The organism is Rheinheimera sp., assembly GCF_037442525.1.
In the GTDB taxonomy this organism is placed as follows: Bacteria; Pseudomonadota; Gammaproteobacteria; order Enterobacterales; family Alteromonadaceae; genus Pararheinheimera.
In genome coordinates this window covers 112,603-132,710 of the sequence record NZ_JBBIQD010000005.1, presented here as the reverse complement: position 1 = coordinate 132,710, position 20,108 = coordinate 112,603, and the positions used below count along the sequence as shown (strand labels likewise).

Below are 20,108 nucleotides of genomic sequence, written 5' to 3'. Positions count from 1 at the left end.
TGTCCGGCCCTTTGCAGAACAAAGGGCGTGATGGCGGGGCTGCTTCGTCCTTTGCCTTACCTCGCTGTGACGCCTGGTTGGAGCCCTTTTAAGCCAGCTCTGCTGGCTATTTCTTCCACTCACCGCGGCTCCAGATGCCCAGCCTTGTCAAACGAAACTGCCAGCGGATGGAGCCGAACGTCCATTTTGTTGGAGAAATATAGCCACACCCGCAATGTCATTAGGTAAATTCATTAGAAATCAATTGGTTAGTGTTTCGTGAAAAACTTAATGGCAAGGTGCAGACAGGCCGATAGAGCTGCGAATTATTTCAGTGCGGGCGCTGGACAGGCAGGAGCGCATGGTTCTATTTTGGGTATTTACCTCACCACCAATCAAGGGGCTTAGCGATGAGAATTACCACATGGAATATGCAAGGCAGTACCAATCAATTGTACTTAGGGGCACTGATGGCACAAAACAACCCGGATGTTATTTGCCTGCAGGAAAGTGGCGATATGACCCATTTGTTGCAAAACCGCAATGCAATAGTTGGGTTTCCAAACTCAGTCACAGGTGTTTATGTCAATGGCAACCATATCTACGATGTGGTGTTCTGGTACAACACTGTAGACGACAACCCGCGCAACAGTCTGGCTATTATGAGCCGTTTGACCATTAGTGCCTGGGGTATTCATCAGCCTGTGGTGGTGGCGCCTCCGGGGTACCAGCCGGGCAACCCACGTAATCTGCCCTGGATGACAGTGAATGAGGGCGGCAACCTGCTGCGTATTTATTCGTACCACGCCCCCTCAGCCGGCACTGCCAATGCCTGCAGCTACACCAATCCACAAATTGCTGCCATTAATGGTGGTGGCTCCTGGGCTGTGGTGGGGGATTTTAATGCCGACCCAACCTCAGGCGCTTTTGTTGCACCACCAGCTGGTGCTGTGGTGCGCGGTAATCATGCCACTCAACAAGGCGGTGGCCTGCTGGATTACGCTATTACCAATGCCGGAGGTTTTGCTTTTGTCAGTTCAGGCCAGCTGCTGGCGGCTTCGGACCATTTTCCGCAAAATTTTACATGGTGATCGCCTTCTGAACTCGCTATTCTGGCCAGGCAGATGCAGTGCCGACACCTCTCGTTGGCTGGGTTGAGCTCACACAAAGGTGTCTGGGACATTAAATGATTGTTCAGACGCAAACATCAAGGAGGGAGTCATGATTAAAGGACATTGCCATTGTGGCGCTGTAACTATCCAGATCCCCTGCCTCCCACAAACACTGACGAGTTGCAATTGTTCGCTGTGCCGCAGAATAGCCGGGCTTTGGGGCTATTACGAATTTGGTACTGTGCGGGTGAAAGGTCACCCTGAGCATACGCAGCAGTACGTTCAAGGCGATAAAACCCTGGCGACGGTGCGCTGCGCTCATTGTGGATGTGTGACCCACTGGGTCCCCTTGCCTGAGGTTGCGGGGGCCCGCCATGGAGTGAACCTTCGTAATTTCGATCCAAAACTGCTGGACAAGATACCCGTACGGCAGTTTGATGGTGCAGATTCATGGCAGTTTCTTGACTGACCAAAGGCGAAAGCCGGGTTCGGTCATTCAAACACCCGTCACTTTTAAGCGCAAACAGGAGCAGCGTGATGTCTTTGCAGGCAATTCTTGAAGCAGTACAGCAACGTTTTGTGGCGCAGCCGGTGGCAGAGCTGACACCAGATTGGGCTGAATTTGGTGGCCGCTTGCAACAGGCACCGGAAAAACTACGGGCCTTGCAGTGGATGGAGGACAGTGGCGGTGAACCGGCGCTGATTGGGGTTGACGGACACAGCGGTGATTACCTGATTGCCGATGGCAGTGCCGAAACCCCCAAGGGCCGGCGCAGCCTCTGTTATGACGAGGCGGCCCTGGCGCAGCGCAAAGAACATAAACCGGCCGGGTCGGCGATGCAGCTGGCGGCTCAGTATGGTGTAACCCTGCTGACGGAGGAGGAATACAGGCGGTTGCAGCAACGTGGCCCTGTTGATCAGAAAACATCCAGCTGGTTGGCAACACCGCCAGAGGTGCGGGCCGAAGGTGGCGCCATTTTTGGTGACTACCGTTACGGCCGGGTCTTTATCTACCACAATGGGGCTCAGTCCTATTACGCCTCCAGAGGCTTTCGGGTGTTGTTGCGTCTGTGATAGCGGCATGAAACCCTGCATGCCGGTGTTGTCTGTTGATAAAGAGCTGGTGTCATACCGGCGACCTGCCTGGGAGCAGGATGACGCTGCTTTTTCCGTGATCTGGTCTTTAGACGCCTGTCGCTTTATCTGTCATTATTACTGCAACTGACAATGCACGGGGACAAAGTAATGGCAACTAACGATCGGTACTGGTTTTCTGCAACTCCTTTTGGTTTTGGCTGGTGGCGCCCCAGTCACTGGCTGGGCTGGTGCTCTTTATTCATTGCTATTGCGCTGGTTTTTCTTGCCGGTAACAGTTTTCCGCCAGATGAGGCTCCGCTTTATTTCTGGAGTTCAATAGTTGCCATTGCGGCTGGTTTTCTGCTGATTTGCAAAATCAAAGGCGAACCTCTTGGTCGGGGCCGGGCCTGACCATCAATCCAGACCGGCGCGCCTCAGAGCGCCGGTCGATTCTGCCGCCTGCGCATGACGGAGTCCTGGTTCAGACTGGCGAAATAGCGGCTGCTGACCGATCTGAACAGGAGATCCGGCAGAGGCTGTCCACCCCTGAGTTGTGAATCATGCCATGCGTTGGTTTTGACGACGTATTTACCATAAAGGCACAGAGCCCTATGATGCAGTGTTGGCGTTTTCGAATGGTGCCGTGTTGATCAGGGCGGGGTTGGAGGGATAAATGATTCAGGTACGGGTCGCTACGGAACATGATTTTGCCGCTTACGGCCAGCTGCTGGTTGAAAGTTATAGCCAGTTGCCCGGTTTTCCGGGGCCAGAGCAACAGCCCCAGTACTACCAGATGCTGAGTCAGGTGGGGCAGTTTACCCGACAACCCGGTGTGCAGATTTTTGTCGCTGAAACTGAGTCTGGCCAGGTGTGTGGTGGAGTGCTGTATTTTGCTGATATGGCGCATTATGGCTCCGGCGGTACGGCAGCCAGTTACCGGCGGGCCTCAGGGATCCGACTGCTGGCGGTTGATGCAGCCTGTCGGGGCCGGGGCATAGGCGAACAGTTAACCCGGCGCTGTATTGACGAAGCGAACTCCCGTGGGCATCAGGTGATGTTGCTGCATACCACGGCTGCGATGCAAAGTGCCTGGCGCCTGTATCAGCGTTTGGGCTTTGAACGCTTTAGTGATATTGATTTTACCCAGGTCAGCATGCCGGTATTTGGTTTTCGGCTGCACCTTGCTCAGGAGCAACAATGAACGTCAGTCCATATGCCATATTTGATGGCCAGTGCCTGCAAGCGCTGCAGTTTTATCAACAGCTGTTTGGTGGTGAGCTGCAGTACACTCTGGTGGGGCAGTCACCCATGGCGGCCATGTTTGGCGCTGAAGCACAGCAAAAGGTGCTTAATGGCCGCCTGACCTCAGAAGTGCTGGATATTTCAGCGTCTGACTGGCTGCACCCCACTGAGCGTCCGATACAGGGCAACACATTAAGCCTGTTTGTTTCTGAAGGCGATGCAGCGCAAAGCCGGGCCTTGTTTGCGCAGCTGTCGGCGCAAGGACAAGTGACTGAAGCGATGAGTGAACAGCCATTTGGCCTTTATGGGGCCTGTATTGACCGCTTTGGTGTACGCTGGATGGTGCATGCAGCGCCAGACGTTTAAACTACGGCATCTTTGTCATCACCAGGGTGAATTCCACATGAGCAGTACACAACCGAACAATCCTTTGCATGGCCTGACGCTGGAGGCCATTGTCACCCGGTTAGCCGGGCACTATGGCTGGGAGCAGCTTGGCGCTCTGGTGCAGATCAACTGCTTCCGGCAGGACCCGTCGATTAAATCCAGTCTGAAGTTTTTACGCAAAACCCAGTGGGCACGCACTGAGGTGGAAGCCTTGTATGTACGGACTTTCCATCAGGCAGCTGGCTCTCCCTGGGGCGCCTGACTTAAAAGCAGCTGCTGCAGCATGCTGTACCAGAGAAGCGGAATGGGTTAGGTCGATGGCGAGGATGTAATGGACGTTTTTGGGGTGTTGCAGTTCTGGACCTTTTTAGCCGGGCTGATCGTAATTATTTTAATGCCGGGGCCGAACAGTTTGTTTGTGCTGAAAACCAGCATCAGCCAGGGGCCAGCCAAAGCCTGGCAGGCACTGGCGGCGGTGCTGATCGGCGATGGGATCTTAATCTTTTTATCTTATCTCGGGGTGGCGTCACTGCTGGCTGCGTCGCCACAGGCCTTTACTGTACTGCGTTATCTGGGCGCTGCCTATTTGTTGTACCTGGGCGTGCAAATTCTGCTAAGCCTGCGCCTTGGTCAGTCTGAGCAGGCTGATACGCTGCCAAAAGCCGGTTCTGTGTTTCGCAAATCCCTGTTGCTGAGCCTGACTAACCCCAAAGCCATTTTGTTTTACCTGTCGTTTTTTATTCAGTTTATTGACGCCAGTTACAGCCCGGCCTGGGTGCCTTATCTGGCGCTGGCTGTGGTGCTGGAGCTGGTCAGTCTGGCCTATTTAACCCTGCTGATTTACGCCGGTGCCGCCATTGCCGGGTTTTTCCGCCATCAGCCCAAAGTAGGGCAGGTCGGTAACCTGGCACTGGGGTTGTTGTTTACCGGTTTTGCCGTGCGGCTGGTGATGGTGTAACCGCCTATGAGCCAACTATGGGCAGATTTACGCCGGTTAAACAGGGCTGAGCGGGCGTGGTTAGTGGGCTTTAGCCTGCTGGTATTGGCCGCAACTTGTTATTTCAGTGCGACTGGCACCGACTGGAATTCCGCTTACTCCATTGTGCTGAACTGGCTGGTCAGCCCAATCAGCGCTATCAGTGGCGTGTTTTGTGTGGTGCTGGTGGCCAAGGGGCTGATTTCCAACTGGGTATGGGGCCTGCTCAGCTGTGCCTGTTATGGCCTGGTGGCCTGGACTTCCGGCTATTACGGCGACTGGCTGCTGAACTGGTTTTATTTTGTGCCCTCGCAGTTTTTTGTCTGGTGGTGCTGGAAAAACCAGCTGCACAGTGAGACTCAGCTGGTGCGCATGCGTGAGTTGGGCACACACTGGTTGTGGCTGACACCGCTGGTGCTGCTGAGCATTGGCCTTACTGGCTGGTTTTTAACCCAGGTGGATGGTTTTGTAAGCAGTGCACTGGCGCGCAATTCAATGATTTACCAGCAGCTACAAAACTACAGCGGCTTTGCATTGGCCGGGCCCATGCTGGATGCCAGCACAGTGGTGTTCCAGATAGCGGCGCAGCTGTTGATGATCCGCTTTTTTGCCGCGCAGTGGACTTTTTGGTTGCTCACCAACTTATTGAATATTCTGGCCTGGTCTGTGGTGCTGCTGACCACGGCAGACAGTGCGCCTTATGCCGTGCCCACCTTGCTGATGTGGATCGCGTTTTTTATCAATTCAGTGTACGGTGCCATCAACTGGAGCAGAGGAGCTGCGCAGCACAAATGAAGATTGGGGTTTTTCCGGGTAAGTTTTTACCACCACATCGCGGCCATTTAACCGCCATCTTGCGCGCACATGCCATGTGCGACCGGCTTTATGTGGTGATCAGCGAACACCAGACCGAAGATAAGTTGCTGTGTGGGCAGGCCGGTTGCCCCTATATTCCGGGGGTATTACGTCAACGCTGGCTGGCCCAGGAACTGGTGGGGTTAGGTATTCAGATCGTCCTGCTGGACGAAAGTGCCATTCCGGCCTTTCCGCATGGCTGGGCTCAGTATGCCGCGCTGCTGACAGCGGCGGTGCCTGAGCCTGTTCACGTGATTTTCGGCGGCGAAGAAAGTTACCGTCAGGGCCACAGCCAGCATTTCCCGGGCATTGATTACCAGCTGATTGACCCGCAGCGCACCCAGTGGCCGATTAGCGGCACTGAAATACGTCAGCAGCCTTATTTGCACTGGGACTATATTGCCGGTGCGGCGCGGCCGTTTTTCGCCCGTAAAGTGCTGATCTCCGGCCCGGAAAGTTGTGGCAAAACCACCTTAACCCGTAAGCTGGCCAAAGTGTATTGCACTTCCTGGTCAGAAGAGCTGGGCCGGGATTATCAGGAGCAGGTGGTGGCAGGCAATGGGGAGTTATTCAACCTGGAAGACTTTAACCGTATTGCCCATTTGCAGTACGAGCAGGACCAAAAAGCGCTGCGCAGTGCCAATAAAGTGTGTTTTTTTGACACCGACGCTGTAGTCACTGCCTTTTTCAGCCAGCAAATGCTCGGCACGCTGGCCAGCCGTATTGAAAGCTTTATTGACCCGACTCAGTACGATTTAGTGATTTTGCTGAAACCCACAGTGCCCTGGGTGGCCGACGGCATGCGTGAGCTGGGCGATCCGGCCGTGCGTCAGCAGGCCTTTGAGCAGCTGCAGGCACTGTACCTGAAGTACGGCTTTCAACCTGAACAGCTGTTGGTGGTGGACTCGCCCGATTATCTGGAGCGGCTGGACGCCTGTATAGCCGCTGTTGAACAGTTGCTTTATGGAGAAAAAGGTAAGCTATGAGTCAAGCCATTAACGAACAGACTATTGCTGACACCACAGGACACAGTTGGGATCACTGGCTGCAGTTTTTGCACCAGCAACAAGCTGAGCAGCTCGACCACAAAGCCATCGCAAGCCTGTTGCGGGCGCAGCCTGGTGTTACAGATTGGTGGGCGCAAAGCCTGACTGTGCGTTTTGAACAGCATATTGGCCGCCGGGTGACAGGGCAGGATTGCACCGGCCAGTTTAAGTTGTCGGTCAATAAAACCCTGAGCGGCAGCATGGACCAGGTGCTGGAATTGTGGCTGCGCCATGTGCAAAGCCGCACTGAGTTTAATCAGGTGGCCATCAGCAAGCCGCCCGCGGTCAGCCAGAGTGCCAACTGGCGTTATTGGCGCTGCGCCCTGGCTGATGGCAGCCGACTGGTGGTGATGTTCAGCCAGAAAACGGCCGACAAAGCGCAGCTGTCGGTGCAGCACGAACAACTGAAAGCCGAAGCTGAATTGGAACCCTGGCGGCAGTATTGGAAAGCATTCATCAGCACTCTTTAACCGGCTAAAACGGGCGCAGCAAGCTACGCCCCTACGCTATCCAGTTGGACCGGAGTAGATACAAATCGTAGGGGTGGGGTTTACCCCGCCCGGGAATAATAACGGAGGCAAGGATGCTTCAACGTAAATCAGCAAGATTGGCAAATTACGACTATGCAACTCCAGGGTTTTATTTTGTGACGGTCTGTTGCCAACACCGGCAGCACCATTTGGGTTGGATTGACGATTCTGGCTGGCATCCGAAAGAGCATGCAGATGAAGTCTGCAGCCTTTGGCTGTCACTTCCGCAACGTTTCACTGGATTGTTGTTACATAGCTGGTGCATCATGCCAAACCACTTTCATGGCTTAGTGGAGTTGACCTGTCAGACACAAGCGCAGCAAGTGAAGTTGCATGACCCTATTCGTGTTTTTAAGTCGCTTAGCAGTAAGCTCTTTAGCCCCCAAAAGTTATGGCAACGTGGTTTTTATGACCATGTGATACGTTCAGAGTTGGATTTTCTGCGAATTTCGGAGTACATCAAAAATAACCACCTGCAATGGCAATTGGATTATTTCAACAATTTGGTGCAGGGGCGCGGGTTTACCCGCCCGGCATAAGGCGGTTGATGATGGGTTTTGGGGCGCAGCAAGCTAGGCCTCTACACCGTTGTGATGATAAAAATGTGTGGGTTACCACCAACCAACAATTTGGTGCAGGGGCGCGGGTTTACCCCGCGCGGCATAAGGCGGTTGATGGTGTTTTGGGGCGCAGCAAGCTACACCCCTACGATGATAAAAATGCGTGGGTTACCGCCAACCAACAATTTGGTGCAGGGGCGCGGGTTTACCCCGCCCGGATTACCAAATACTGAGATACCAAGCATGACAGATTTAACCCAAGGGCCTATTCATAAACACCTGGTCAGTATGGGCTTGCCGATGATGATCGGCATGGTCGTACATAGCCTGTATTTGTTTGTCGATTTGTATTTTGTGTCGGAGCTGGGGGCCAGCGCGGTGGCGGCTGTGGGGGCTGGGGCGGCGCTGATGTTTTTGGTGATGGCGTTCAGCCAGGTGCTGGGAGTCGGTACAGTCAGCCTGATGGCGGTGGCAATTGGCGCCAAACGGCGGCGTAAAGCCCGCCAGCTGTATCAGCAAGGCTTAACCCTGGCCTTAGGCATGACGGTGTTGACGGCGCTGCTGGGGTTTGTTGGCATTGGCCATTATATGCAGCTGCTGTCGGATGACCCGGAGGTGCAGCGCCAGGGCTACGCCTTTTTGCAAGCCTATCTGCCGGGACTATCTCTTGCCTATGTGTCGACTGTATTAGGCTCTGGCCTGCGCTCCTTAGGTATTGTGAAACCGGCGATGCTGGTGCAACTGGCATCGGTGGGCTGCAATATTGTGCTGGCACCGGTGCTGATTGCCGGTTGGGGCACAGGGCTGCCGCTGGGTGTGGCGGGTGCAGGCCTCGCCAGTACCTTGTCCGGTATGCTTGGGTTTTGGTTGCTGTACCGTTTTGTCCGGCGTGAACAAAGCCCTATTGTGCGTGGTGCCAAACCAACGCGTTTATCGGCGCGGTTAAGTCAGCCACTGCTGAAGGTGGGGTTTCCGGCCGGTGGTGAATACGGCATTATCTTTTTGTACAGCGCTTTTGTGTATTGGGTGATTGCCGATATGGGCACTGAAATACAGGCGGCTTTTGGCATAGGTTTGCGGGTAGTGCAGGCACTGTCGTTACCCGCTGTGGCGCTGTCCTTTGCGATACCTGCAGTGGCCGGGCAAAATTTTGGTGCCAAACGGCTCGACCGGGTTCGTCAGACCTTTGTCGCAGCGGCGCAAATCTCCTTTGGTCTGATGGGCTGCGCTTTGCTGCTGATGCAGTGGCAGGCTGAACATCTGGTGGCATTTTTCAGCTCAGACGTCGCAGTGATTGCAGCCGGGGCACTATTTATCAAAATCAGCTCCTGGAACTTCCTGACGTCCTCGTTAGTGCTGTGTTGCTCCGGCATGTTCCAGGCGCTCGGCAACACCTTACCTTCACTGCTGGCGTCGTTAAGCCGCTTGCTGCTGTTTATGGGGGCTGTGCTGTTATTGCAGCAACAAGCTGGATTTGATGCCGAACAAATCTGGTGGACCTCGGTGGTGACAGTGCTGCTGCAAGCTGTGCTGGCGCTCTATTGGTTGGACCGGCAAATGAAAAAACGTGGTGTCGGGTTGTTTGCCGCCCCGGTGCAGACATCGCCGCAGTTGTAGAGCGGCGCTTGCGGGCAAACTAGACCGTTTAAGCTTCAGTCAGCCCCGGCCAGCGCCTGTTGGATGGCGGATAAAACCAACTGCTGCATCAGTTGATAACCCGCTTTATTCGGGTGCACTAAGTCGTTGGCACTGGTGTAATCCGGCACTTTCAGGCCGCCGTCCTGGTCGGCCATCTGGCTGTAATAGTCCAGATAAATCAGCTGATGCTGGCTGGCATAGTGGCAAATCAGCTGGTTCAGCGCCTGAATAGACTCTGCAGGTTGTAAACCACGCCGCCAGGGGAAATCAATCGCAGGCAATACCGAACACAAAACAGGCTGAATACCATGGCTAAGCGCCAGCTCTGCCATTGAAAACAAGTTTCCGGCTGTCTGTTCCAGCGGCACAGGGCCGCTGTTTTGCGCAATATCATTTACGCCCGCCAAAATCACCACCACTTTGGGCTGCAGTGCCAGCACGTCCTGACGAAAGCGCAGCAGCAACTGATGGCTGACCTGGCTGCGAATGCCCCGGCCTATAAACCCATGTTGCGTAAAAAACTCCGGCTGCAGCAGCGGCCAAAACTCGGTAATGGAATCGCCAAAAAACACCACCCGCCGCTCATCCGGCTGCGGCGGCCCCAAGGCCATGTTGGCATTCTGGTAATGCGCCATACCGGCATATCGGGCGATGGCATAAGGGCTTGGCGTATCGGCTGTGTCAGTCAAGGCAGGCTCCGCTGGCGGCAGGGGCGTTAAGCTGGCCGCTAATTTTTCAGTTTTGTGGCGCTGGGTCAAGCGGTTTGACCTGGACAAATTGAAGTGGAAAGGCCCCTGGCATATGCGGCCTGGCCCAGGGCTTCAGTCAAACTCAACCTTGCTTTTGGCGGGCGGCTTTGCAGTGAGGCCAGAGGCAAAATAAGGTAAAGCTGTCCCCAGCTTTCGTAATGGGCTTATGGCGCGTTTTTCTTTAAAAACTATGGCCATGAGCAATGACTGACTTCTCAAGTCTCAGGACGAAACGCATGCGTGGCATGTCAGCTAACCACTTCAGGCCTCTGCTGCTGGCCGCAGTGCTGGGTGGGCTTTGGGCCTGCCCGGCGGAAAAAGCCCCACAGACGGACACACACAGGGCGGCCATGGCCGTGCCCGACAGCTTTGCCAACCCCATTATTAAATACGACACAGCTGACCCGACCCACCAGGTGGGGGAGCTTATTTACACTGCTGATCCGGCCGTGATGGTGCTGGACGATACCGTCTACCTGTACAGCACGCACGATGAGCAAAGTGCCGAAGGCCAGGATTATCGTATGTACGACTACCGGCTTTGGACCAGTAAAGATTTAGTCAGCTGGCAAAACAAAGGCGCTGTGTTTCGTTACTCCGACTTTGACTGGGCGCGCGGCGATGAAAAAACCGGCAATGCTTATGCCCATCATGTGATCCAGCGTAAAGACGCATCCGGCAAGGCTCGTTACTACTTTTATGCCGCGGTGGAAGGCGGCCAGACCGGCGGCCAGTTTGGTTTTGCTATTGGGGTGGCGGTGTCGGATAACCCGGCCGGGCCTTTTACCGACCCACGTGGCATGCCGATGATCCTGCTGGAAGACACCGCCGCTTACAAAGACCACAGCTGGCGCAATATAGACCCGGCCGTCTTTGTCGACGATGATGGCCGCGCTTACCTGTACTGGGGCAACAAACAGTTATGGTGGGTGGAGCTGGAAGACGATTTGGTTCACCTCAAAGGCGAGCAGTACAGTCTGGATGCAGAGGGCAAGATGCAAAACCGCGACGCCAGCCAGGTGCAAATTCATGCGGTGGAGACCTTACCTAATTTTGAAGAGGGGCCTTATGTGTCTAAGCATAACGGCCTGTATTACCTGGTGTATGCCGCCGGTTTTCCGGAAAGCCTGGCCTACGCCACCAGCAGCTCGGCCACAGGGCCCTGGCAGTACCGCGGTATTCTGATGGACCCCTTACCCAATACCACCACTATCCACCCGGCGCTGTTTGAGTTTAAAGGCCACACCTATCTGGCCTACCACAACGCCGACCTGCCGGGCGGTGGCAATTACCGCCGTTCTGTGGCGCTGGACCGGGTGGTGTTCAACGCGGACGGCAGTATCAAGCCCATTGTCCGCACCAGCAAATAACCCAGGCATGGCCGCCTGAAACGGCGGTCTTCTACGATGGACCAGAAGGAGAAAGATAGGATGACCCCACACAGCACTGGCCTGCAGGCCATCTGGCGGCAACCCCATGCAGCACTGCGGCAGCGCAAAGCGGTGTTGACGCGACTGGCCAGTATTGGCCTTACCTGTTGGGCTTTGTTGGCAAGTAGCCAGGCAGCTGCTCAGGCGAATGACGCCATGACGCCGATAGTCACACCGGCTCAGCCCACGGCCATTGAGCTTGACACAGGCCCGCTGCCCAATGCCAAAGCCGCAGAAGCCTGGCATTCGCAGTACGGCAGCCAGTTTACCCGTAATGTCACGCAAGCCACCTTAACGCCATTTTTTCCTGAACCCGGCAAAGCCAGTGGGGCGGCGGTGATAGTCGCACCAGGTGGTGGCTTTCGTACCCTGTCGATGGAAAATGAGGGCTGGCAAGTAGCACAAGCCCTGGCCGCCAAAGGGGTCACGGCTTTTGTGCTGAAATACCGGCTGAACCAGACACCAGCCGATATGGCCGCCTTTCAGCAAGAAATGGCGCAAATGTTTTCTGGCACCGCCCGCCGCCCACCTCGGCCTGATCCCTCCACCATGAAAGCACAGCTGGCGCCACAAATTGCCGATGCCCGCGCAGCTTTTGCCTTGGTGCGCGCCAGGGCTTCGGAGTGGAAACTCGACAAAGACCGCATTGGCATGCTGGGTTTTTCGGCCGGCGCTATGCTGACCATGGCGACGGCCTTGGTGGGGGAAGACGCCAGGCCGGCCTTTATCGGTAATATTTACGGCCCTTTGGACGCAGTGCCAGTGCCACAAGACGCGCCACCGCTTTTTGTGGCACTGGCGGCCGACGATCCGTTTTTTGCCCACAGCAAATTCGGCTTAATTGAAAGCTGGCAAGCTGCGAAAAAACCGGTGGAATTCCATTTCTACGAGCAGGGCGGCCACGGCTTTGGCATGTACCCCAAAGAAACCACCAGTACCGGCTGGTTTAATGCATTCGCCAGCTGGCTGCAAATGCACGGCATGATGCAACCTAAAGCCTAAAAGCCAGCTGGCGATGAGCGCCTCCTGCTGTGTTATTTATTAGGTTGTTACTGTAGCGGCGCCCCTTGTCGGCGCCGTTTTTCAGATGTTCTGCCGGGCTCCTCACTTTATCCAGGTCCTATGGGCCAGCTCTACATCAACCAAACAAGAGAGAAGCATAATGAAAACTATAAAAACCACTCTGTTAGGCGGGCTCTTTATCTTCACACCGCTTGCTTATGCCGACTTTGTCGACGACTTTAATCACTCAGTTGCAGGCTGGCAAAGCCTGACCGGAGACGGTGAGGCGCAGTTAACTTTTATCCCCATGGATGGCTTTGCCCGCATGCAGGTCGATGCCACTAAGGACCAGCACAATATCTATTGGACCATTATCAAACGAGATGTTGCACCCTCTTTGGATATGGAAAAACTCAAAAGCCCGGACTACGAACTGCGTGTGGAAGCGCGGGTGCGGGCCAGCCATGCGCCACGGCGGGTCAACTTTATGATCAACACCCAGCGCACCACGGATTATCACCAACATTTACGCGAATATGATCTGGACCAGACCACAGACTGGCAAGTGATCAGCATGACCACCCGCAATTTAGACGCTGTGCCGGGTGACCAGGTGAATGTGCAACTTGGCGTTACTGACTGGGGGCCAGGCCAATACCATCTCGATGTGGATTATTACCGCGCTGAAGTGGTGCCGGTGAAGAATGCCAAAGCCGATTTAGGCGAACCTCTGGTCTATCATCCGCCTATCCCTGCACTGGAAAACTTTAAACAGCATCTGAAGGTCAATCAGGATGCCAGCATTAATTCGGCTTTTCCTTTAGTGAACTTCAACAACTGGACTTCCGACAATGCCCGGGTTTTCACCGTCAGTGCCGGGCAATACCCCTTGCTGCGCTGGGACTTACAAAGTTTTCGCGGCCAAAAAGCTGATACAGCCGGCGTATTGGAGCTCACCACCCAGTCACTGCAAAAAGGCGGTAACTACGTTGCTGCTTTGGGTGAGGACTTTGGTATTGAATTCGATAAAGTGCGGGTGTTCGAGATTTTGGCGGGTGAAAAAAACTGGCAACAACATAACGTGACCTTCCAGAGTTTTACTCAAGGCAAAGCGCTGCAAGCTGCTATTAACGGCCAGATGATTTTTGATACCGAAGTGGCGCCCGCACAAGGCAAAACGCTAGTGACTATTCCGCGCCCAGTGCTGCAACGCTTGCTTGATGGCACCACGCGTGGCCTGTTACTACAGCCTTTAGGTGCGATTAAAGTGTCCTTTTATGACTCTGAGCATGGCGATGGCAGCCAGGCGCCTAAGTTGCATTTCAGTAGCAGCGTGCAATAACCAGCTGAGGCTCCCATGAATCGATTCCTTCAACTGCTCTCCAGATACAAAGTACTGACGCTCATTGCTGCACTGGCCCTTGCAGGCTGTTCAGCGCCATCAACAAACACAGCGGCATCCGAGCAAATCCATACCTGGCAGATGCAGGAAATTGTGCTGCTGGCAGCCAAACCTTACGCCAATTATTACACCGAGGTTGATCTCTGGGTGCAGCTAAAAGGGCCGGGGTTTGATAAACGCGTGTATGGCTTTTGGGATGGCGATAACAGGTTTGTGGTGCGTGTAGTGGCCACAGCGCCAGGCCAATGGACCTGGCAAAGTGCGTCTAACCAGCCGGATGATGCGGGTTTAAATGGCCACTCAGGCGCGTTTACTGCCGTGGCATGGACAGCGGCTGAAAAACAGCAGAACCCGAACCGGCAAGGTTTCGTGCGGGTAGCAAACAACGGCCACGCCCTTGAATATGCCGATGGCACCCCCTTTTTTATGGTCGGTGATACCTGGCTGGCGGGCAGCACCTGGCGCTTGCCGTTTCGTGGCGCCGCCACTTCAGCAGATTACCAACCAGGCCCAGGTATTGGTTTTGAGGATGCCGTGGCTTATCGCAAGCAACAGGGCTTTAACTCGGTCAGTATGATTGCCGCCTTTCCCAATTGGGATGCCGATCTAAACCCCAGCACCCATGCCGATCACAATGGCGTTTACCTGCGCAATGCCTGGGAAAAATTCGGTTACGACGTTGTAAGCGAACAAGGCACAGATGCCTCAGGTGGCGTTAGTTATTGGGGCTCTTTTACCGCCAAAAGTATGCGCGATGAATACGGCCATTTACCCTTTGCGATGTCGGCACAGCATAAAGGCGTGTCGGACTTTAACCGCATCAACCCGGCCTATTTCCAAAGCCTGGACCGGAAAATGCAGTATTTGTCGCAACAAGGTTTTGTGCCGCTGCTGGAAACTGTGCGTCGCGACGTAGGCCCCTCCTGGCATGCCTATTTTGATTTTAATGAAAGTTTCGCCCGTTACACTCAGTATTTAATTGCGCGTTATGGTGCCAACAACCTGGTGTTTAGCGGTATTCATTTGGATTGGATCCCCAAAGACTTCAGCCTGACAGCGGCCCAATTTAATGAAGCGCTGACGTATCACTTAAAAAAATACGGCCCACCACCTTTTAACCAGCCTGTGACAGTGCTGATTGACCGCTCTACCTATGACGCCTTTGGCCATGCCGGGCAAGTGCCCTGGCTGACCATGCACAGTGTGGGCAATAAACCAAGGGATCATAGAGTGGGGGCCGCGCTGGAAACCCAATTTAAGCTGACTCCGGCTTATCCCACTATTAACTTCGAACCTTATTACACCGGCTGGCTGCACGAAATAAACAAACCCGCAGGTGAAGAGCCGCCCGCCAATTCAGCACGGGATAATTATTTTGCCCGCGCCCAAATGTATGGCTCTGTGCTGTCGGGTGGCTTATCCGGCCATGTGCATGGCACAGCGGCTTATGATCTCACCTCAACCGGAGAACCGGCAGGTGCCAGGCCGCAGTTTTGGGATGCGTTAAAGTATGGATCCGCCAGCTATATGCAGCATCTGCAGGCTTTTATGTTGTCAGAAGGCCGCCGCTATCAGGATTTAGATTTAGCCTCAGAGGATCTTTCGGTGCGCAAAGCCCCGGGCAGCCCGGACGATGGGCTGGATGGTTGGTCGTATATGATGCGCACTGCAGAAAAAGACCTGGCGTTGCTGTATTTTGAAAACAAAGCTGTGTTGCCAAAGCTAAAAGGCTTCTTGCCAGGTAAAACTTATAGCTTGAAATGGTTCGATCCAATCAATGGTCAATGGCAAAAACCGCTTTCTATAACAGCGAATAATGAAGGTACTTTAGTGCTACCGGCTTTTCCGCAAGATAAACAAATCGCCAGCCGCGACTGGGCAGCAAAAATTTTGTTGGAGCAATAAGGGCTGTTTCGATTGATTTGATGTTCAGGCGATATTGAAAAATAAGCGAAGTATGTTTTTCCGAATCCAACGGAGCGGTCAACGGCAACGCAGTTACCCGTCCGTTTCCCAGACTCATCGGCATCGTCACTTTGTGCCAATACCTGACATTCGGCATTGTGGTAAATCCCTGCTCATCATTGCTTTTACTGGCACAAACCGCTGGATGAATTCCCAAGTGTATAGCTTGAGTAAATTCAAGAACAACTAGCGTACTGTCTGTATAGATTTTGTCGGGCATAAATTTATGGATTTTAGAAAAAGTTGTTGAAATAGAGGTACGTGAACGTTAGTTTGGTATGAGTAAAAATCATGAAAGAAGGCAGAAAAATGTTCGACTTGCGAGCTTTTTGCCTTCTATTAAATTGTTAGGTGAGAGGCACATCTTGAACTATTGGAGTGTATTTTGAGCGAAAAATTAGTCTGTTCACGTTGCGCTTCAATCTACTCACTTGAAAAGTATATTCGCGATAATGGTAAAAATTCTGTTTGTAGCTATTGTGGTGATAATGAAAATTTCACGCTACAACGAGATACCATTTTTGAATACATAAAGTCCAAGCTTGAAGAGTTGCTAACTCCTCTTTCCTACTATACCAAGCTGCAAGGACATTATTATCACGCTCACGAGGACATTACTGTTTATTCAGATGGTTACGAATTCTTTCAGTGGTATGAAGAGTTTTTCAACAGCATGTTTTTTGATGAATTACTCGATTATATAAATGATTTCTTCAGCAAAGAGCCTCTGATTTCCTTGGTTGATTCTTTCCGCTACCCTGAAGATACTTGCTCATCACACTCATTGAAATGGTCTATTTGTGTTAACAAGCTAAATCATGAATATAGATATTCAAATAGAGAAATTACATCCTTAATTGAGTTAATACTATCTCCTGCAGTTGAAAACGGTAAACTTGTAAATAAATACCTTAAAAGGATAAATAAAGGATCTATCCTGTACCGTGGTAGGATATTTAATAGCAATAAAGAAAAGGAAGATATTAAACTCGCTCCTTTTCGTCAGCTAGGACCACCACCAGTTGAGATAGCTTCTGAGCAGAGAATGACACCGAGCGGGGTTTCTGCATTCTATGGCGCACTGGACAGAGAGACATGTCAAGCAGAGTTGAGGCCAATAGCTGGAGTAAAAATCGCTACATGCGCTTTCAAAGCAATAAACGGTTTTAAGTTAATCGATTTAGACGTACTTCAAAAGATCAGGCCTTCCGATATTGGCTGGCACCAAGATCCTTTCCAAGAAGGTCTAGGCAATAAAATCGACTCCGTTTACTTTTTTAGTCAGCTATATTCGGAGCTGGTAAAACCTTCTACCGCAGGAGACGCCAAAACTTATAGATTAACTCAGTTATTTTTCGAGGTTTTAAGAGTTAACTTTCTGAATCAAGTACATGGCATCGCATTTTCTTCGGTTCAAAGGGGTGGTAGGGGGAAAAATGTAGTTTTGTTTCCTGAGTACTCGGTAACACAAAATGGCGAAGGGGAGATCTATTATCCTCACGGTTGCTCAGTGGAGCAGTTTTTTTCAGATGATAAGTATTTTTCTGATTTTAAATATAAAGGTTACTCAATCGAGCCAGTATTACTTTGTGAAAACGAATCTATTAACTTACATGCGGTAAAAGCGGTAAAAGTGTTGTCGGAGCTGATTGATAGTGATTGAGCTAGCACCTAACAATCGCAGGCACGGCGACATCTTTTCCGTTGCGGCTTCGCCTTCACTGCAAAGCTGCGCGTGCTGCGGGCGTTAGGCATACAAGGATGATCAAATGACAGATTTTGAAACCATGATTATAGCTTGGGCATTGAGTGGAGCTGCGATTGCTCAGGTTTTAGTTTTTTACTTCACAAGAAAGCACAATAGAAAGTTTAGTTTAGAGAAAAGCTTAATAATATCTATCGCATCAGCAGCCATATCTTATTTTTATTTTTATTTTGTTGATAGTTCATTGTCGAATATGTCGATAATGTTTCATTATAGTTTTTTTGTTTCCTTAACTATTGACGCAACATTGAATATAACAAGTCTCAAAGGACTTGAGTCTTTTCTTTACCCCAAAAAATCCAAGGCCAAATTTCACTCAAGTGTAGGTGCAACTGCTGGTGTTTTAATCGTAACCGGAGTGGGAAATGTCTATCTCTGGGGGTGTATAGGAGCTTTAATTACAGAGTCAGCTTTTATAGCTAGGGCGCATCGAGCTACCGCACAGAGTAAAAGAAAGCTACTAAATGAGCGTACAGGTAGTGATTGGGGCTTGTCCGTATTTATTGTATTAATTTCAGGACTTCCAGTAATTGCACATGGTATATATGACGTTAGCGCTCTAACAGCAATGCAGCTAGGTATATCTGGACCATTAGTAAAAAAAGCATGGACTAAATGAATACCTAACAAGCGCCATCAAAACGCCGCTCCGCGGCTCGACTCGCAACAAGTTGCTCGCGTTTGTGGCGGGCGTTAGTTGCTGAAATCAATTAAGGAGAGATTATGGACTTTGGAAGCTTTTGGGCTGACATCATCGCAACCTTAGTTGGAGGTGTCGGCTTAACATTTCTATTCTTTTTCGCTAGAGAGAAGCTGTTTCCTATACCTGAAGTTACGGGAAGGTGGTACTTGGAAATGGTTACGGTAAATACAGCCTATAACCCTTACAAAGATATGATCCTCAGGTATGTGATTATTATCTGGAAAGAAGGAAATATCATAAAAGGTAGTGCTGAAAAAATATACGAGATTTCTTCTACTGGGGAGCGTGAGTACAATGGAAATGACAGAACTAGAGCTGAGATAGAAGGCTATATCCAGAAAAATTATCTAGGCAAAGATAGAGTCTACCTTCACTCAGTGGAAAATGGTCACGGGAGACAATCAACAAACTTCTATGACTTGTTGGTAAAGTCTGAGTCAGAAATGATAGGTGCTTTTAATTCCATGGTAGCTAACCAAGATGGCACCGTAAAATGCCAAAGAGAACCATTTTGAGATACATATACTATTTTCTTACTGTACCAGCCCACTTAATAGGTTGTTTTTTTCTTATTTTTAATGCTTTTAACTTTAAAGAGAAATTGCATAGGTGTATTCAGGTTATTGATGCTAGGAGCATGGAAATACCAGATTCATTCACGTCCTATTTAATTGCAGCAGAAGACCACCGATCCCCGTTTCATTATGGAGTTGATCATATTGGAATATTTCGGGCTTTGTTTTGTAGAATTTTAAACGGGGAAACTCAAGGTGCAAGCACCATTGAGCAACAGTTCGTCCGTGTTGTGACAGGTGATTACTCGCATTCAATTCTAAGAAAACTCAAAGAGCAGATGCTGGCAATACTACTCACAAAGAAAAGAAGTAAAGAGGACATTGCTAAGGCATATTTGGCAATTGCTTATTATGGTCATAATTGCGCTGGAACAAAGGGAGTTGAAAGTATATTGGGTAACAGTATTCAGCAAGCATCTGAAAAACAAATAATTTTAATTGTCGCCAGATTAAAGTATCCAAAACCTTCAACCAATGTCGTCAGATGGGAAGGTAAGATTCATCATAGGGCTCTCTATATTAAAGCTAGACATCAGCGTGCAACTAACAAGTCAAGGCATCGGATGCTTCGCACCGTTGCTTGAAGCGTTAATGTCAGCTATTCGCTCAAAGCCGCCCTTAAAACCATTCAAAATATAAGTCGCAACGCCAGTCCAGACTCTATACGGATTGTCGCTGCAACAGAACAAAACCCCTTCAGCTACAAACTGTTTTTATCCAGCCGATGATGCTCAAAAATCTCTATAGCGGCTTATAGAAAACCGAACATACCAAGCACCAGTGCAATGGTGCCGACAGATACATCCTTTAGAATACCAGGGCCGCTGTAAGAGTAGCCGACCAAACCCAGCAGCAAAAACAGCAGGATTATCAGGCACTCGGTTTTCTGACAACAAACTGTTTTCAAAGCAAAATTTTGCTGATAGATTTGTTTTTGCTCTGTTGCAGAATATTTAACATCAGGTTTCACAAGCAAAGGGAATTGCATCGACCTGCGGACGCTGTGTTGTAAAGCCGCTACTCAAACTCCTTCATTGTTGTGCCAACCTTTATTGGAAACTAAGGCTGAACCGCTGCGTTGACTGCGGGGGGCCGGGTTTTTGCATCATTATTAA

The 20,108-nt window shown here is 51.3% G+C and carries 24 protein-coding genes; 22 read left to right on the top strand and 2 right to left on the bottom strand.

Annotation, left to right across the window (positions count from 1 at the left end):
- Window positions 1-389 precede the first annotated feature (389 nt).
- From WKJ03_RS09960 to WKJ03_RS09895, 14 genes are all read left to right on the top strand, one after another.
- Window positions 390-1,070 carry an endonuclease/exonuclease/phosphatase family protein gene (locus WKJ03_RS09960; protein ID WP_337842046.1) on the top strand — a complete coding sequence of 227 codons (681 nt, stop codon included), beginning with the start codon at window positions 390-392 and terminating at the stop codon, window positions 1,068-1,070.
- A gap of 130 nt (window positions 1,071-1,200) precedes the next feature.
- Entirely contained in the window at window positions 1,201-1,560 is a 360-nt protein-coding gene (locus WKJ03_RS09955; RefSeq protein WP_337842045.1) for a hypothetical protein, read from the top strand.
- A gap of 68 nt (window positions 1,561-1,628) precedes the next feature.
- Window positions 1,629-2,165, top strand: a complete 537-nt coding sequence (locus tag WKJ03_RS09950) for a DUF4256 domain-containing protein (protein WP_337842044.1) — start codon at window positions 1,629-1,631, stop codon at window positions 2,163-2,165.
- A 7-nt stretch (window positions 2,166-2,172) separates the two neighbouring features.
- Window positions 2,173-2,316 carry a hypothetical protein gene (locus tag WKJ03_RS09945; protein WP_337842043.1) on the top strand — a complete coding sequence of 48 codons (144 nt, stop codon included), beginning with the start codon at window positions 2,173-2,175 and terminating at the stop codon, window positions 2,314-2,316.
- 20 nt (window positions 2,317-2,336) lie between these two features.
- Entirely contained in the window at window positions 2,337-2,579 is a 243-nt protein-coding gene (locus tag WKJ03_RS09940; RefSeq protein WP_337842042.1) for a hypothetical protein, read from the top strand.
- A gap of 262 nt (window positions 2,580-2,841) precedes the next feature.
- The gene (locus tag WKJ03_RS09935; protein WP_337842041.1) at window positions 2,842-3,369 is read left to right on the top strand and encodes a GNAT family N-acetyltransferase; all 528 of its coding nucleotides are present in this window, start codon (window positions 2,842-2,844) and stop codon (window positions 3,367-3,369) included.
- Window positions 3,366-3,776: a VOC family protein gene (locus WKJ03_RS09930; RefSeq protein ID WP_337842040.1), complete on the top strand. Its 411-nt coding sequence runs from the start codon at window positions 3,366-3,368 to the stop codon at window positions 3,774-3,776. Before WKJ03_RS09935 ends, WKJ03_RS09930 begins: the two co-directional genes overlap by 4 nt.
- Before the next feature lie 37 nt (window positions 3,777-3,813).
- Entirely contained in the window at window positions 3,814-4,059 is a 246-nt protein-coding gene (locus WKJ03_RS09925; protein WP_337842039.1) for a VF530 family protein, read from the top strand.
- A 69-nt stretch (window positions 4,060-4,128) separates the two neighbouring features.
- Window positions 4,129-4,755 (top strand): leucine efflux protein LeuE, encoded by a 627-nt coding sequence (leuE, locus tag WKJ03_RS09920; protein WP_337842038.1) that lies wholly within the window; start codon window positions 4,129-4,131, stop codon window positions 4,753-4,755.
- A 6-nt stretch (window positions 4,756-4,761) separates the two neighbouring features.
- Window positions 4,762-5,568, top strand: a complete 807-nt coding sequence (gene pnuC, locus WKJ03_RS09915) for a nicotinamide riboside transporter PnuC (protein ID WP_337842037.1) — start codon at window positions 4,762-4,764, stop codon at window positions 5,566-5,568.
- On the top strand, window positions 5,565-6,614 hold the full coding sequence (nadR, locus tag WKJ03_RS09910) for a multifunctional transcriptional regulator/nicotinamide-nucleotide adenylyltransferase/ribosylnicotinamide kinase NadR (RefSeq protein WP_337842036.1): 1,050 nt from the start codon (window positions 5,565-5,567) through the stop codon (window positions 6,612-6,614). The genes pnuC and nadR overlap by 4 nt, the downstream gene beginning before the upstream one ends.
- Window positions 6,611-7,144, top strand: coding sequence for a hypothetical protein (locus WKJ03_RS09905; protein WP_337842035.1), 534 nt, complete (start codon window positions 6,611-6,613; stop codon window positions 7,142-7,144). Before nadR ends, WKJ03_RS09905 begins: the two co-directional genes overlap by 4 nt.
- A 113-nt stretch (window positions 7,145-7,257) precedes the next feature.
- The gene (locus WKJ03_RS09900; RefSeq protein WP_337842034.1) at window positions 7,258-7,743 is read left to right on the top strand and encodes a transposase; all 486 of its coding nucleotides are present in this window, start codon (window positions 7,258-7,260) and stop codon (window positions 7,741-7,743) included.
- Between the two features lie 264 nt (window positions 7,744-8,007).
- Window positions 8,008-9,381, top strand: coding sequence for an MATE family efflux transporter (locus WKJ03_RS09895; protein ID WP_337842033.1), 1,374 nt, complete (start codon window positions 8,008-8,010; stop codon window positions 9,379-9,381).
- Between the two features lie 35 nt (window positions 9,382-9,416).
- On the opposite strand, the gene WKJ03_RS09890 is transcribed toward WKJ03_RS09895, so the two are convergent.
- On the bottom strand, window positions 9,417-10,091 hold the full coding sequence (locus tag WKJ03_RS09890; protein ID WP_337842032.1) for a GDSL-type esterase/lipase family protein: 675 nt from the start codon (window positions 10,089-10,091) through the stop codon (window positions 9,417-9,419).
- A 296-nt stretch (window positions 10,092-10,387) separates the two neighbouring features.
- On the opposite strand from WKJ03_RS09890, the gene WKJ03_RS09885 reads away from it, so the two are divergent.
- The 8 genes from WKJ03_RS09885 to WKJ03_RS09850 all read left to right on the top strand — a co-directional run bounded on the left by WKJ03_RS09885 (window position 10,388) and on the right by WKJ03_RS09850 (window position 19,577).
- Complete coding sequence (locus WKJ03_RS09885; RefSeq protein ID WP_337842031.1) at window positions 10,388-11,521, top strand: glycoside hydrolase family 43 protein; 1,134 nt, start codon at window positions 10,388-10,390, stop codon at window positions 11,519-11,521.
- Between the two features lie 60 nt (window positions 11,522-11,581).
- A complete protein-coding gene (locus WKJ03_RS09880; protein ID WP_337842030.1) occupies window positions 11,582-12,583 on the top strand; it encodes an alpha/beta hydrolase in 1,002 nt (333 codons plus the stop codon).
- A gap of 160 nt (window positions 12,584-12,743) precedes the next feature.
- A complete protein-coding gene (locus tag WKJ03_RS09875; protein WP_337842029.1) occupies window positions 12,744-13,925 on the top strand; it encodes a hypothetical protein in 1,182 nt (393 codons plus the stop codon).
- Between the two features lie 15 nt (window positions 13,926-13,940).
- A complete protein-coding gene (locus WKJ03_RS09870; protein WP_337842028.1) occupies window positions 13,941-15,890 on the top strand; it encodes a DUF5060 domain-containing protein in 1,950 nt (649 codons plus the stop codon).
- 445 nt (window positions 15,891-16,335) lie between these two features.
- Window positions 16,336-17,613: an RES family NAD+ phosphorylase gene (locus tag WKJ03_RS09865; protein ID WP_337842027.1), complete on the top strand. Its 1,278-nt coding sequence runs from the start codon at window positions 16,336-16,338 to the stop codon at window positions 17,611-17,613.
- A 106-nt stretch (window positions 17,614-17,719) separates the two neighbouring features.
- Window positions 17,720-18,334: a hypothetical protein gene (locus WKJ03_RS09860; RefSeq protein WP_337842026.1), complete on the top strand. Its 615-nt coding sequence runs from the start codon at window positions 17,720-17,722 to the stop codon at window positions 18,332-18,334.
- A gap of 104 nt (window positions 18,335-18,438) precedes the next feature.
- Entirely contained in the window at window positions 18,439-18,933 is a 495-nt protein-coding gene (locus WKJ03_RS09855) for a hypothetical protein (protein ID WP_337842025.1), read from the top strand.
- A gap of 122 nt (window positions 18,934-19,055) precedes the next feature.
- Window positions 19,056-19,577 (top strand): transglycosylase domain-containing protein, encoded by a 522-nt coding sequence (locus WKJ03_RS09850; RefSeq protein ID WP_337842024.1) that lies wholly within the window; start codon window positions 19,056-19,058, stop codon window positions 19,575-19,577.
- A 167-nt stretch (window positions 19,578-19,744) separates the two neighbouring features.
- Here WKJ03_RS09850 and WKJ03_RS09845 read toward each other — a convergent pair whose 3' ends face one another.
- On the bottom strand, window positions 19,745-19,981 hold the full coding sequence (locus WKJ03_RS09845; RefSeq protein WP_337842023.1) for a hypothetical protein: 237 nt from the start codon (window positions 19,979-19,981) through the stop codon (window positions 19,745-19,747).
- Between the last annotated feature and the right edge of the window lie 127 nt (window positions 19,982-20,108).